The following is a 14,792-nucleotide window of genomic DNA, read 5'->3' on the forward strand; positions in this document are numbered from 1 at the left end:
ATGAAAAGTAGTCAGCATCCTCATGCTTGGCATCTTTTCACTTTCATAGGCAGCATATCTTAGGGCTAAAGGCTGCACGCAAGTACTATTCTAGTAGTGTTCTATTTCCATCAAACAGCCAACGATTAATCTTCATCTTCCAAGCAGACGAATGCGTACAGTAAAATATAACTTCGCCTCCCTTTGATGGCAGAGCGTGTACGTAAAGCGCATAACCGCCTAGCATTTGGCTTGGCTTGCTACCTGCTGATGAATTGCGCACGGTGTATTTATAGGGCGTCTTTTGAGATATAATAGCTGCAGTAGCTGGCTGAAATGTATGAGCATATAGCTCCTACTAAGAGCGGAAGAGGGTGCTTCTTCTTTCCAAAAGAAAGAAATAAAATACCCAATACACCCCGGAAGCTTGGCATTAAGCTTACTGTAATTTTCCATGGCAGTGCTTAAATTTTTTCCCAAAACCGCATGGGCAGGGATCGTTTCGCTTAACTTTACGGCTGACTTGTACCGCAGAGGCGCTCTCTTTGGGAGAGTTTACTTCCCTCTTCCGATGATGCTCGAGATACTGTCTACCTAGAAGTACGAGCTCTTCACGGTTTTTCGGGTCGATGGCCTCTAAGTCTCCCAATATGCGCTTCTGCATCTTACTGAGCGTGCTTATCACTTCATATTTTAGCGAGTCCAGCATGATTGCAAACATCATGAAGGACTCGCGCTTGTATTCCTGCTTAGGATCTTTTTGCGCATAGCCACGCAAATGGATCCCCTGACGCAAATAATCCATCGCCGACAAATGCTCTTTCCACAGGGAATCTAGTGTTTGCAGCATAACACTTTTCTCGACTTTACGCATCATATCGCTACCGATCATCTCTTCCTTCCGCTCATATTGCAGCAGTATCTGCTCCAGTAAGCTATCACGCAGTGTCTCTTCCTGCAGGCTTGGATCGTCATCTAAAAATTGCGCAAGAGATGTATGTAGATCAAAGACATCCTGCAAGCGCTTCTCTAGCCCCGGTAAATCCCAAAGATCTTCTAGTGATTCAGGTGGAATATGCCTATCAAAGATCGTCTTCAGTACATCTGCGCGGATCCGCTTTATAATCTCACTAATATCCTCAAGATCGAGTAGCTCGTTGCGCTGTATATAAATCGCGCATCGCTGATCATTGGCGACGTCGTCGTATTCCAACAGCTGCTTACGAATATCAAAGTTGCGGTTTTCCACCTTACGCTGGGCATTAGCAATCGCCTTTGTGACCCAAGGGTGCTCGATAGCTTCACCTGGCTTCATACCCAGTTTACGCATCATACCAGAAATGCGCTCTGACGCGAAAATGCGCATCAAAGCATCTTCCATAGATAGGTAGAACCGGGATGAACCGGCGTCGCCCTGACGACCGGAGCGACCGCGAAGCTGATTGTCGATACGACGTGATTCATGACGCTCGGTGCCAATAATATGCAAGCCGCCAGCCGCTAACACTAGCTCATGGCGCAATTTCCAGGCATTCTTAATGGCGGCCTTCTTCCTCTCATCCGCTGCTGCTCCAAGCGATACGATTTCAGCCTGCCAACTGCCGCCTAACACGATGTCGGTACCTCGTCCAGCCATGTTGGTGGCGATGGTCACTGCCCCGGGTTGGCCCGCCTGCGCGACAATCTCTGCCTCCATGGCGTGAAATTTAGCATTAAGTACTTTATGGGTAATACCAGCTTTTTCTAGCTCGTTAGAGACGAGCTCTGATTTTTCAATAGAGATTGTGCCTACTAAAACCGGCTGGCTGCGTTTTTTGCAGGATTTAATATCCTCAATAATAGCATTGATTTTTTCTTTTTCCGTCATATAGATAAGATCGGCAAAATCATTACGGATCATTGGACGGTTAGGAGGTATCACGACAGTCTCGAGTTCATAGATCGTGCTGAACTCAAATGCTTCTGTATCAGCAGTACCAGTCATACCGGCTAGCTTCTGATATAAACGAAAATAGTTCTGAAAAGTTATGGAACCCAGCGTCTGGTTTTCATTCTGGATTGTCACGTTTTCCTTGGCCTCCACCGCCTGGTGCAATCCATCAGACCAGCGGCGAGCAGGCATGGTGCGACCTGTATGTTCGTCGACAATAATGACTTCACCATCTTTAACGATATAGTCCACATCACGGATAAATAGCACGTGAGCGCGTAGAGCTGCGGTCAAATGATGTATGAGCATAATATTAGTCGGCGAGTAAAGTGATTCTCCTTGTTTCAGAATCTTGGCTTGCACCAGTAGCTCTTCAAGCAGCACAAGCCCTCGTTCGGTCAGGTTAACCTGACGTGACTTCTCATCCACCGAGAAGTGGCCTTCGCCCTTGAAGCTCTCAGAGTCTTCTTTATCCTGCTGCATTAAATGTGGTATGAGTGTATCTACGCGGCGATAAAGATCAGAGCTGTCTTCAGCCTGCCCGGAAATAATGAGAGGAGTGCGGGCTTCATCAATCAGTATAGAGTCCACCTCATCTACTAGAGCGTAATGCAACGTTCGCTGCACTCGCTCTGTCGGGATAAATGTCATATTGTCGCGTAAATAGTCAAAACCGTACTCGTTGTTAGTTCCGTAAGTTATATCAGCGGCGTAAGCAGCACGCTTGGCCGGCGCGGGCATCCCGGTGAGGTTTATGCCTACACTCAATCCCAGAAACTCAAATAGTGGACGATTATTTTCCGCATCGCGCTGCGCTAAATAATCGTTCACCGTCACCACATGCACGCCTCTGCTACTTAACGCGTTCAGGTACGCTGGAAGCGTGGCGGTGAGGGTTTTCCCTTCACCGGTTCGCATCTCAGCGATGCAGCGATCGTTAAGCACAATACCCCCGATTAACTGCACATCAAAATGGCGCATACCAAAAACACGCTTACTGGCCTCCCGCACCACAGCAAACGCTTCCGGTAGCAGGCTATTGATGCTCTCCCCTTGCGCAATACGTGCCCGGAATTCGACGGTTTTCCCCGCGAGCTGCTCGTTGCTCAATAACTCCATTACCTGCTCTAACTTATTGATAACGTCTACCTCCCTGATCATACGGCGCAGAGTACGATCATTACGGTTGCCAAAAATTTTGGTAAGTAATTTAGCTAGCATAGGCAGTCAAATTTCATCACGGCTTAGTCCATCGGATGTCCAAAGCTAGTGCTTGGGATAGTGAGGGCTTGTAGGGGGTGTGCAGATGCGGAATGGAAGTGGGCCTCATACCTGCTGTCATGACGCCAGATGTATTCCGTGTCAGTAGTTGAAAAAAAGCGCGGCCACTAGAGGTTTGACGTAATCTCAGCACTAGAATTAGTTGCCTTGCTTCATCAGAAGAGAATAGCCTAAAGGAAAAGAACAAACCTGGACACTTCAGGGCAAGAAGGCACTCACCTGCGATCCTTTTTTGACCGGAAAGAGTGAGCGCGACCGTGCCTATGGCGCGTTGGTGATAAGTTTCAACAGCTTCAAAAAAACGATGCAAGAGATCCTTTAGCTTTGCTAGTAGTTGCCTGACACCGGCCTGGAAACGGATGTTTCGTCTGCGCCACGCGTAGACGCTAACCTTTCTTTGCATCTTATGAGCGTCGCCCGAAAATAAAGACTGGAACCAGTTAGTGGGGAGAGCACTAAATAGTGGGTGAAGAAAGCAATAACATCTCCCAAATTTCCGCCAACTATTTAAAATGCCCATTCCCTAATAATGTTTTCCGCCGGAGTATTGGTATGCGCGATAGTCGCCCACATCTTATCGATAGCCTATTTAGCAACCCTATCGAAACGAGTCAAGAGTCTCTCTCAAAAATTCAGCACCAAGCCATCGCACTGGTGCAACTGAATCACGCAGTCAATATGCTACTTCCAGAAATACTGCGACCCTGGTGCCGTGTTGCCAACTTTCGCCAGGGACTGATGGTGCTAGAAACCGCTAATGCCAGCTGGCAAATGCGGTTGCGATATGAAGAAGCGAAGTTATTATCTACTGTCAGGATCCAGATTCTACCATCATTATCGTCTATCGACATCAGGATTAACCCTGTTTTAGCAAAAAAACAGGCATTGCATACGCAAGACGACGATAGTGACCGGCACTGTCTCTGTCTGCTCGGAGGACAGTCCCGACATCTGAGTTTGCGAAGTGCTGCATCGATTCGTCATGTGGCGGCCCAAAGCGAAGGGAAATTAAAGAACGTACTAGAACGTTTGGCAAAACTGGCTGAGGATAGTCCTGAACATATGCCATCTCCGAAAATCGAGGCCTCACCAGACTTATGACATCAATATCATTGATCAGAAAAGAGTGTGACATATTTATTCTGCGGATTAATCGATCTTCTTACGTCACCTAACATCTGGAGTCGTTATCTCCCAGGGGGGCTGTTTTACGGGGCAGGGACAGCGTTCAACATTTTTCAGCGCGTCATTTGGTGAAGCTATTGAACTATTAGCGGCGAAATTGCCCCTATTGCCATATCACCCTCTATCATTTGATTTAGCGGTGCTCTTAAGATAAAAGAGGCCTCTTACCGCCAGTGAGTAAGACTGGTCATACTGTGGCTATTTCTAGGTATGCTTACTGCTTCGCAATGCCTGATTTTCAACAAAAAGAGCGCCTCCATACACACGGTTACTTGCATAAAATAGAAAGGTGACTAAGAGTTTTCAGCTTCAGCGAACGCTTACCTGATTTTTCCGATCAGCATATTTTATCAAGTTTGTGTTGCACTGGTAACTCAAGACGATGCTGCATGTAAAAAGCCACATGTCATACCTCGCGCTGTTCGTTTCTAGATAGCGCTGACGCGCTATGCTGCGCTTTTGAACATCATGCTGCCTGCGTTTCCTGGCTCTTTCACTAAACACTGTTCAGCGGATACTATGAATAACTCAACGGTTTATTGAAGCGACTTGAAGGCTTCCTGCTGATTTACTTATCTGCACACTGATGGTCGATTTATCTGAATTTGTCAGTGATTCTTCAAGCAGCACGGTGGTACATGTTTTTCTCATCTAAATAACCAGCAGAAGCACATATTGATTTTTTGAGATTATTTTCTTATTTTACAGTCTTATGCTCAATGAGCACGCTAATCACTTGAGGATATTTTTTATAAAAGAAATTATTTTGACATTAATGCAGGGAGTCTGTGCCAATGCTTACCTGGAATTGCGCCTTATTCAATAAAGACTCGGACGGAATTTATCAAAGTAATAACAGATATACCTTCTTAGCATCAGTCAGCGGTCCGGCTGCATGTTAGGGGCGCTGTGACCTGCCGCCGAACGCTCTCATGCCATCAAGAGCAGGAGGGCGCCTTGAACGTAAGAGGTAGTTCCGCATCGTCCTCAAAAGTCACAAACTCCCAAGCCTCCTGACGCGCTAGCACCGTCTGCAATAATTTATTGTTCATCGCATGCCCAGATTTGAAAGCGGTAAAGGCACCTATAATGTTATGGCCGCACATGAAGAGGTCACCGATAGCATCAAGCATTTTGTGACGAACAAACTCATCCTCAAAACGCAGGCCGTCTTCGTTTAGCACCCGGTAGTCATCGACCACGATAGCGCAATCGAAGCTGCCACCTAGGGCAAGCCCGTGAGATTGAAGGTACTCGATATCGCGCATGAACCCAAAAGTGCGCGCGCGGCTTATCTGTCGCACAAACGACTCAGCAGAGAAGTTCAGAAAATAACGTTGTGAGCTGGTAGAAATTGCAGGATGTTTGAAGTCGATGGTAAAATCAAGCGTAAATCCGTTATACGGAGCTAGTTCGGCCCATTTATCCCCAGCCTCAACGCGCACCATATGTTTGAGACGCAAAAATTTTTTAGCGCTATTCAACTCCTCAATGCCCGCATCTAACAGTAGGTAAACAAATGGGCTAGCGCTACCGTCCATGATTGGGATTTCAGGCGCATCTACTTCCACGAAAATATTGTCGATACCCAACCCCGCCATCGCGGCGTTCAGGTGCTCGACAGTAGAAATCTGTATATCATGCTCGTTTACTAAACAAGTACATAGCACAGTGTCGAGCACAGAACAGGCGTCGGCAGGAAAATCTACTGGCGGATTTAAATCAATTCGACGATAGATGATCCCGGTGTTTTCCGGCGCAGGGCGTAGTGTCATCGCGACCTTTTCCCCAGTATGTAACCCTACACCATTGGCCTGCACGATACGTTTTAATGTCCGCTGTTTGAACATCTGTTTCTCTCGCAATGTTTAACTATGCCGCTTGCTATGCGCAGTATTAGAGTATCGTTGACGGGTTACTCTAGCACAAAGAGTAGTATTCCCCAAAGAGGCACTGTTTAATCCGATTGCTTCCGTAAAAAAGCCGGAATATCCAAATAATCTGGTTCCTGTCGCCCCTGAGCGTTTTGCTCATTAGCTACCTTGACTGCTGTGTTCTGCTCCCCAGTGAGCGAAAAAAGGCCTTCGGAGTGATCTCGATAGCGGCTATTAATAAGCACCTGGCTATTTTGCTTTCTAGTGATCACATTACTCTCGGGGTGATGATTTATTCCGATCCCGGTCGCCACCACAGTAACGCGTAGCTCATCGTTCATCTCAGGATCCAGGGAGGTACCAATGACTACAGTGGCGTCATCAGAGGCGAAAGCTCGGATGCTGTTACCTACGGTTTCAAATTCATCCAAACGTAGGTCGAAGCCGGCAGTAATATTGACCAGCACCCCTCGTGCGCCAGACAGATCGATATCTTCCAGCAGCGGGCTAGAAATCGCCATTTCTGCTGCTTCTTTTGCGCGAGCCTCGCCGTATGCAATACCGGAACCCATCATGGCGTCACCCATCTCCGACATCACCGTGCGCACGTCAGCAAAATCGACGTTCATCAGGCCAGGACGGGTGATCAGCTCAGCGATACCCTGTACCGCGCCTTTCAGTATGTCATTGGCGGCGCTGAATGCATCCAGAAGAGAAATGCCTCGGCCTAAGACTTTTAGTAGCTTATCATTGGGAATAGTGATCAGCGAGTCGACATATTTAGAGAGCTCAGCAATACCTTGTTCAGCAAATGCCATGCGTTTTTTTCCTTCAAAGTTGAATGGCTTGGTAACTACGGCGACAGTTAAGATACCAAGATCCCTGGCGACTTCCGCGACAACCGGCGCAGAGCCCGTCCCAGTCCCCCCCCCCATCCCTGCGGCGACAAACACCATATCAGCGCCCTCAAGCGCAGCTCGGAGCGCATCACGATCCTCCTCAGCGGCATGGCGACCTACTTCCGGATTGGCGCCAGCTCCCAGACCTTTGGTAATACCGCCACCGATCTGGATAGTTTGGCCTACCGTCGTCTTCCGCAATGCCTGCGCATCGGTATTCACCGCGAAGAAGTCTACGCCTTCGATTCGCTCGTGTACCATATGTTCAACTGCGTTCCCACCACCGCCGCCGATGCCAATGACTTTAATAACCGCATCGTTGGTTAATTCTATGGGTTCAAACATAATTTCTCTCCGTTTTTTACCTGTTGCTTCCGCATTGGTCTCTTGCAGGGACAAATTGCGTCTTACAAATAATTAAAATTCTTTTCGTAGCCAGACTCTGAACCGTTTAAACCATACACTGATAGCCATTCGTCTTTCTAAATCTACTGCGCTACTTAAATGTGACTGTTGACCACCGTATACCAGCAACCCAGCAGCAGTTGAATAATAAGGCTCCTGCGCATCATCCGTTAGACCGGTGATATTACGAGGCCGGCCAATGCGCACCTGAGTATGGAAAACCCGCTTTGCGCAGGCTGCTAAACCGTCGATTTTCGCCGCGCCGCCGGTAAGCACAACACCGGCGGCTAAATAGTGCTTGACCCCCTGCGCCTTCAGCTGTGCCTGAAGCTGCAAGATTTCATCGTTGACTAAATTAAGCAGTTCGGTATAACGCAGCTCTATTACCTGCGCTAAGGTTTTGCGCTGGAAACTGCGTGGCCGCCTACCCCCAACGCTTGGCACTTCTACGCTCTCCTCCTTGCTAACTACTGATCCCAGGGTGCAACCATGGTAAACCTTGAGCTCTTCGGCGTTGGCAGGCGCCGTACCAAAAGCATAGGCAATGTCGTTAGTTACTACGTTGCCAGCATAGGGAATGACCTTAGTGTGCCGCAGCGCCCCCCCAGTATAGACCGCCATGTCCATAGTGCCATCGCCGATATCTACGACACACACGCCTAGATGACGTTCATCTTCTGTCAATACCGCATAGCTTGATGCTAGGCCAGCAAAAATTAGTTGATCAACTTTTAATCCGCAACATTCAACCACTTTAACAATGTTCTTTGCCATGTCATTATGACAAGTAATCAAATGAACTTTGGCCTGCATTCGCACGCCGGAGAGCCCAATGGGGTTTTTTATTTCTTTTTGATAATCAATCGCATATTCCTGAGGAAGTACGTGTAGAATCCGATGCTCATTATGCACCTTTACCGACTTGGCCGTGCGAACAACATTCTCTACGTCTGCCTGTGTTACCTCTTCTTTAGCAATGAGCACCATCCCGACTTCGTTCTGGCAGCTAATGTGTTTTCCAGACAGGGCAAGATATACTGACGAGATCTGGCATTCCGCCATCAACTCCGCCTGATCAATAGCGCGCTGCACACATTTGACTACCGCTGACAAATCATTAACCTCACCTTTTCCCATGCCGTGTGCAGGGCAACTGCCGACACCGAGGATATTCACCATACCATCTGGCAGCACCTCCCCTACTAGCGAGGCCACCTTGGCCGTGCCGATCTCTAGTCCTACTACCAACTTTCTGTCTGTCGCCTTGATCATTATTGTCCTGCCTCTGCCTAAGACTGAGTCTGTTACTAATTACTATTTTCCATCCCCACATCACAGCCGATGCTAACAGACTGCCGGGTGCAAGTTCATATTGCGGGCCCACATAACCTATGTGCTGATTATTATTCGAAAACTACTAGCTATACACTGGGATGCATGACGATACAGCGCTCTAGACGCCTATCACCTCCTGCCCGGATCTGCTCTAGCTGGATTTCGTTTCTGAAAAGCAACTTCCTAAAATTGCAACTGTTTATGCTGAGCGTCTTGAACTCTAACTTGCAGGCCATCAAGAAACTGGCTCAAACTCCGGCAGCCGCTGAAGACGTCTTTCTGGCTGACTGCTGTGCCATATAGAATCTAGGGATTAACTAATTCGCTTAAGCGCTTGGCGGGTGGGCTACACTGCATTCCTATACAGTCCAAAAGATACATAGAGTATGGCATCGGGCAACCAGCATATAGTCCACCCGTAGATTTTTACCTGATCTAGTGACCTCGGGTACCTTCTAACCTTCTGCATCAAAGGAATGCGCTCTTTCTTCTCATGGAGAAGGTTGATCTCTTTCTTCATGACGGGCCGTGCGCCCACGGTGCTAGAATCGCCTGATGCATATCCTCATTAGTAGTATCCCGAGGAGCCGTGCTCACTACCAGTGAGAGCATCAGCACAGAATTTGCGTCTTTTGTCCAATTCCGAACCATCCGGCCTCCCAATCTAATCATGCTAAGAAGACTCAAAAGAAAGAGAAAACCTGAAAGCCAGCCTCACAGGCCGTGTCCTATAGCCCTTTTACATTTACGTACATTTATAGCCACCTGTAAAATACATCAGGTTACTTTTTCCGAGGCACCCGTCAGAATACAGATGGGTAAGGGTCCGCGGTTAGTTAACCATCACCTCAGTCGTCCGGCCGTGGCTGCAGCCGGGTATCAGCAAGTTTACGAGCGATTTTTCCCACTGTTCCGGCACCTTGCATCAGCACTAAATCATTGTCCTCCAAGGCTTGTGCTAGGGTCACCGGCAACGCATCTATATCCGGCACTAAAATTGGGTTCACCTTACCACGTTTCCGTATAGTGCGGCATAGGGAACGGCTGTCGGCACCAGGAATCGGAGCTTCGCCGGCAGGATACACCTCCAAAATCAACAAGACATCCACACTAGATAGTACATTGGCAAAATCGTTATATAAATCCCGAGTACGGGTATAACGATGCGGCTGAAACACCATCACTAGCCGCTTGTCCGGCCACCCCATTCTTGCTGCTTTAATAGTGGCAGCAACCTCAGTTGGATGGTGCCCATAATCATCCACTAGCATGATTTCACCTGTTTTACCGTTAACTTTAGTTAAATCATACCCACCTAAATCGTCAAAGCGGCGTCCAGTCCCCTGAAAGTGGAGCATCGCTTTCAAAATGCTTTCGTCATTGATGCCTTCTTCGGTTGCCTCTGCAATTGCTGCCACCGCATTCAGCGCGTTGTGCCGACCGGGCGCATTTACCTCTACCTTTAATTTAGGCTTATTCTGCCGGTTAAGTATAAAGCGCCCTCGCGCACCGTCCTGGAAGTAATCGGTAACATGAAAATCGGCATCATCGCTAAATCCATATGTGATCATCTGTCGTCCGATGCAGGGCAATAGTTCACGGATCACGGGATCGTCGATACACAAAACTGCTCGGCCGTAAAACGGCAAGTTGTGAAGAAAGTTAATAAACGTTTGCTTTAGGTTCTCAAAGTCGCCTTGGTAAGTATCCATATGGTCGGCTTCGATATTGGTGATAATCGCTACCATCGGTTGCAAATGCAAGAAGGAGGCGTCGCTTTCGTCGGCCTCCGCAATCAAGTAGCGGCTGCAGCCCAGTCTGGCATGCGCGCCGGCTGCCTTAACTAAACCTCCATTAACAAATGTCGGGTCCAGGCCGGCCTCAGCGTAAATACTGGCTACCATAGAGGTTGTAGTAGTTTTCCCGTGGGTACCGGCTATCGCAATACCATGACGAAAACGCATTAACTCCGCCAACATCTCCGCACGCTGAATCACCGGAATACGCGCCCTCTTAGCTGCCACAATTTCCGGGTTATCGGCGGAGATAGCGCTCGACACCACCACTACGCTAGCGTCGCTGATATTCTCTGGCTGATGGGTAAAGTATATCTGTGCGCCTAGGTCAGTAAGCTGGCGCGCCACTGCGTTTGGCGTCAGATCAGATCCACTGATTTGATAACCCTCATTTGCTAACACTTCCGCGATACCGCTCATGCCAGCACCGCAGATGCCAACAAAGTGAATATGCCGGACACGGCGCATCTCAGGGATAAAGGTTCTCAATTTAGCTAGTTGTTGTGTATTCACGAAAGTATCGCTTAAGTCAAAAAAGTTCTGGGCAGAACACACAGTCTTAAGGGGGCGATGATCAACCGACAGCCTAGAGACTGGCGTTTACCACTTCACGCGCCACCCTCTCCGTCGCGTTGGTAATCGCTACTGCCCTAGCCCGCTCTGCCATAGACAACAGCGCTGACCTATCCCAACCGGTCAGTATATTACTGACTCGCTCGAGAGTAAAAGCTGGCTGCTCAACAATTATCGCCGCTCCAGCCCGTTCGAGGAGCCGTGCATTCCAATACTGCTGACGATCTTTGTGCATAAAGGGCACAAACAATGCTGGCACACCGGCAGCGGCGAGCTCACTCACCGTTAGCGCCCCTGCGCGACAGACAGCTACATCTGCCCAAGCATAAGCGGCGGCTATGTCATCAATAAACTCAACCACTCTGTGGGGCATCTCACCGCCCGATGCGTAGAGATGATTCACCTCCTCCAGCGATCCTCTGCCAACTTGATGCCAAAGGAGCAATTGTCCCGACAGGCGGGTAGCAACCAACGGCATAATCTGATTCAGCACTTTTGCACCCTGACTTCCACCAATCACGAGAACCCGCATCGGGCCAGTGCGTTCGAAAAAGCGTGTTGCGGGCACCGGAAGCGAGATTACCGTACGTCGCAATGGATTTCCTACTACATCGGCATGGGGGAATGCACCGGGAAACGCCTGTAGTACTTTTCGAGCGATTTTCGCTAGACCTCGATTAGTTAGGCCAGCAATGCTATTTTGCTCATGTATGATCAGAGGGATACCGCAGCTCCAGGCTGCTAAACCTCCAGGCCCGGAAACATAGCTACCCATCCCCAGCACGACATCCGGTCGCCATGCGTGCATAATGCGCCGTGCCTGACGCCAGGCACGAAAAATGTGCACCGGTGCTATCAGTTTTGCTGTCATGCCCTCACCGCGCAGGCCGCTGATATGGATAAAATCAATGTCGATAGAATGCTGGGGTACTAAACGGGCCTCCATGCGATTGGGTGTGCCGAGCCAACGCACCTGCCAACCTTGGGCTATTAAATAATGGGCAATAGAAAGTCCCGGAAAAACATGGCCGCCAGTACCGCCTGCCATCACCATGAGCCGCCTCGGCTGTTCCAGCATCGCAATCTCCTCGAAAATACACCGAGCCTTAGGCAGGCGCGTCTGAAAACTTACTCTCCGCAGAATCGCAATAGCCATCGACTCATTAGAACCCTGAATCCTCCGTCGCACATTAACAGGAGCCTTTACTGGCGCGTAGGCAGACTACATGCGGTGGCGCTGACGTTGATGATTGGCTGGAAGTGGAACTAGATACGAATAGACATCGCAAAAATAGACTAAAAAAATCATTTTTCTCAACAAAGACCACGCTGCAACAAGATAACTTTTAACCTACAATTTATACAATAAAGTTGGCATGAACTACTGGTCAGCACTCTAGTTCCTTCATCGAATTACCAGACCCCGCCTCCAAGCCGTTCCGGCTCACATGCAATCAGCGATTGAGTCCATGCGCGGCAATTACTGAAATCAAGATCCCACAGGCTCTAGAACTCAGTCGAAAATTGCATGCGGTGCAGCGATAATAAACACTATGACCCACATCATACCTGCACTGACGCTCACTCAACATTGCTTCAGCTTGGCACCAGCTAACACAAGGATTGCCGCAGTAGTGAAAATAGTACCGGTCCTGTCTGGAGATCTGTCTGCGCCAGTAGTAGTACTGCCAATAGCGCTATGACGTTTATGGATTTACAGAATACCTAAAATGTTACTCCGCACTGCTTGTGTCTTGAGGAATAGATAACTGCGAAGATCATAACAAATAATAACTTAGATGGTTACCCAGGCTGGATCTTTACTTGATTGAGAGATCGCTCTCGCAGATCATTACGAACAAAACCAATCACTATAACCCCATACACATCATCAAAAAAATACTTAAGGATATAATCCTTAAGCTACAGTGCTACCAAATGACTATCGGGACCCTACGCGTTGCTAGAAAAAGTTCAAAAGCTAAAAAGAGAGAAGGCATGGGGGAGTTAGTTACATCAAACGGATCGTACGACAGGTGGTATTAATTCGCATGATTTTTGAGGTCGGCATCAAAACACAGATACCAGCTAGCTTGACCAGAATCAAGAAAATCTGCATACGTCCATACAAAGTAGCTCCGTTAGTACCTCCGGTTTACACTGAGCCAGCCCCCTAAGCTTTAAGGCATGATATCAAGCCTCAACCACAAAAAAAGATCACCCTACCTCCCGGGCTAGACGAGTGAATACTTCACCACGTACTTCAAAATTACTGAACTGATCTAGGCTGGAACAGGACGGCGACAGTAGCACTAGATCCCCTGATTTCACCCGGTTCCCAATGATCCGCATCGCTTGCTCTAGTGTATCGGTAAGTATGGATTCCTCAGGGTTCAGGGATGCCAATTGGGGTCCGTTCTGACCAAAGCAATATAGCTTCACCCGAGCACCAAGCACCAAAGGCGCCAGCGGCGTAAAATTAGCATTTTTTCCATCACCGCCTAGCAGAAGATGTAATGTACCTGGGACCATCAGCCCTTTCAGCGCCGCTTCCGTGCTGCCCACGTTAGTCGATTTTGAATCATTAATCCAGCGCACGCCGCGGTCGTCATGCACCAGTTCAAAGCGATGTGCTAATCCGCGAAACTGCCGTAGCGCTTCTAAACTAGCCCAACGCGGAATACCAATAACATCGGCTAGTGCCAATGCCGCTAAAGCGTTGAGGTAATTATGGCGGCCCCTAATGGGCATTTCATCGCAATCTAATAACGGTAAGCTGTATGCCATTAACCAAGTCTTCCCTTTTCGATGACTAAGATAATAATCACCGAGCTCGATGCCAAAGCTGATGTAGTTCGCTACTTGGCTGGATATCGTCAGGGTACGAGTATCATCCGCGTTGACTACGCATACCGTAGCATCATGATAAATTTTTATTTTAGCAGCTTGATACTGTGGCAGGCCAAGTGGATAACGGTTCATATGATCTTCGCTAATGTTGAGAACAGTGGCTACTGATGCTTTCAGGCTATCGGTAGTTTCTAGCTGGAAACTCGATAGCTCAAGAACATACAGCTGGCTGGGCTGCTGCAGTAGCGTTAGAGCTGGCAAGCCAAGATTACCACCGAGTCCCACCTTCCATCCGGCTTCGGCAGCCATTGCACCCAACATGCAGGTAACAGTACTTTTTCCGTTAGAGCCGGTTATCGCTACGACTGGGGCTGCAACCTCGCGAGCAAACAGCTCGATATCGCCAATAATAGCGATATTTTTCTTCGACGCAGCGGTTAATGCAGGATGGGATAGAGGGATGCCGGGGCTAGCTACAATCAGTGTGGCGGCAAGAAGCCATGCCTCATTCAGTGAACCTAAATGACGAGGCACATCAGTCGGAAGCTGGTCTAAGCCTGGAGGCGTGACGCGTGTATCCATAACCCGAGGTGTGACGCCTCGGGTGTAAAAGAAGTCAACACAAGAAAGACCGGTACGCCCAAGCCCAATAATAACGATCTTCTCGCCGCGGTAGTTCATTATA

Annotated in this window: 10 protein-coding genes; 1 reads left to right on the top strand and 9 read right to left on the bottom strand. The window is 48.6% G+C overall.

All coding sequences use genetic code 11. The features are described 5' to 3' along the window. Positions 1 to 418: 418 nt before the first annotated feature. Positions 419 to 3,130: a preprotein translocase subunit SecA gene (gene secA / locus A359_RS01435; protein WP_014888041.1), complete on the bottom strand. Its 2,712-nt coding sequence runs from the start codon at positions 3,128 to 3,130 to the stop codon at positions 419 to 421. Between the two features lie 16 nt (positions 3,131 to 3,146). Beyond that, positions 3,147 to 3,593, bottom strand: a complete 447-nt coding sequence (locus A359_RS01440) for a hypothetical protein (RefSeq protein ID WP_160142718.1) — start codon at positions 3,591 to 3,593, stop codon at positions 3,147 to 3,149. A gap of 149 nt (positions 3,594 to 3,742) precedes the next feature. On the opposite strand from A359_RS01440, the gene A359_RS01445 reads away from it, so the two are divergent. After that, on the top strand, positions 3,743 to 4,291 hold the full coding sequence (locus A359_RS01445) for a DUF721 domain-containing protein (protein WP_014888043.1): 549 nt from the start codon (positions 3,743 to 3,745) through the stop codon (positions 4,289 to 4,291). Between the two features lie 1,022 nt (positions 4,292 to 5,313). Here the strand turns inward: A359_RS01445 and lpxC are convergent. From lpxC to murD, 7 genes are all read right to left on the bottom strand, one after another. Then, positions 5,314 to 6,225: a UDP-3-O-acyl-N-acetylglucosamine deacetylase gene (gene lpxC, locus A359_RS01450; protein WP_014888044.1), complete on the bottom strand. Its 912-nt coding sequence runs from the start codon at positions 6,223 to 6,225 to the stop codon at positions 5,314 to 5,316. A gap of 107 nt (positions 6,226 to 6,332) precedes the next feature. Then, positions 6,333 to 7,493 carry a cell division protein FtsZ gene (gene ftsZ / locus A359_RS01455; protein WP_014888045.1) on the bottom strand — a complete coding sequence of 387 codons (1,161 nt, stop codon included), beginning with the start codon at positions 7,491 to 7,493 and terminating at the stop codon, positions 6,333 to 6,335. A gap of 72 nt (positions 7,494 to 7,565) precedes the next feature. Further along, entirely contained in the window at positions 7,566 to 8,825 is a 1,260-nt protein-coding gene (gene ftsA, locus A359_RS01460; RefSeq protein ID WP_014888046.1) for a cell division protein FtsA, read from the bottom strand. 579 nt (positions 8,826 to 9,404) lie between these two features. Then, entirely contained in the window at positions 9,405 to 9,560 is a 156-nt protein-coding gene (locus tag A359_RS04400) for a hypothetical protein (protein WP_160142719.1), read from the bottom strand. Positions 9,561 to 9,736: 176 nt separating this feature from the next. After that, positions 9,737 to 11,197, bottom strand: coding sequence for a UDP-N-acetylmuramate--L-alanine ligase (gene murC / locus A359_RS01470; protein WP_044104483.1), 1,461 nt, complete (start codon positions 11,195 to 11,197; stop codon positions 9,737 to 9,739). A gap of 73 nt (positions 11,198 to 11,270) precedes the next feature. Next, positions 11,271 to 12,335, bottom strand: a complete 1,065-nt coding sequence (gene murG, locus A359_RS01475; protein WP_014888049.1) for an undecaprenyldiphospho-muramoylpentapeptide beta-N-acetylglucosaminyltransferase — start codon at positions 12,333 to 12,335, stop codon at positions 11,271 to 11,273. Positions 12,336 to 13,474: 1,139 nt separating this feature from the next. After that, complete coding sequence (murD, locus tag A359_RS01480) at positions 13,475 to 14,791, bottom strand: UDP-N-acetylmuramoyl-L-alanine--D-glutamate ligase (protein WP_044104484.1); 1,317 nt, start codon at positions 14,789 to 14,791, stop codon at positions 13,475 to 13,477. Position 14,792 lies beyond the last annotated feature (1 nt).

Source organism: secondary endosymbiont of Ctenarytaina eucalypti, assembly GCF_000287335.1.
Lineage (GTDB): Bacteria > Pseudomonadota > Gammaproteobacteria > Enterobacterales > Enterobacteriaceae.

Bases quoted from the DNA above. Each gene is read 5' to 3' on its own strand.
- secA (WP_014888041.1), bottom strand. From the start codon at position 3,130: ATGCTAGCTAAATTACTTACCAAAATTTTTGGCAACCGTAATGATCGT.
- A359_RS01440 (WP_160142718.1), bottom strand. From the start codon at position 3,593: ATGCAAAGAAAGGTTAGCGTCTACGCGTGGCGCAGACGAAACATCCGT.
- A359_RS01445 (WP_014888043.1), top strand. From the start codon at position 3,743: ATGCGCGATAGTCGCCCACATCTTATCGATAGCCTATTTAGCAACCCT.
- lpxC (WP_014888044.1), bottom strand. From the start codon at position 6,225: ATGTTCAAACAGCGGACATTAAAACGTATCGTGCAGGCCAATGGTGTA.
- ftsZ (WP_014888045.1), bottom strand. From the start codon at position 7,493: ATGTTTGAACCCATAGAATTAACCAACGATGCGGTTATTAAAGTCATT.
- ftsA (WP_014888046.1), bottom strand. From the start codon at position 8,825: ATGATCAAGGCGACAGACAGAAAGTTGGTAGTAGGACTAGAGATCGGC.
- A359_RS04400 (WP_160142719.1), bottom strand. From the start codon at position 9,560: ATGATTAGATTGGGAGGCCGGATGGTTCGGAATTGGACAAAAGACGCA.
- murG (WP_014888049.1), bottom strand. From the start codon at position 12,335: ATGCTGGAACAGCCGAGGCGGCTCATGGTGATGGCAGGCGGTACTGGC.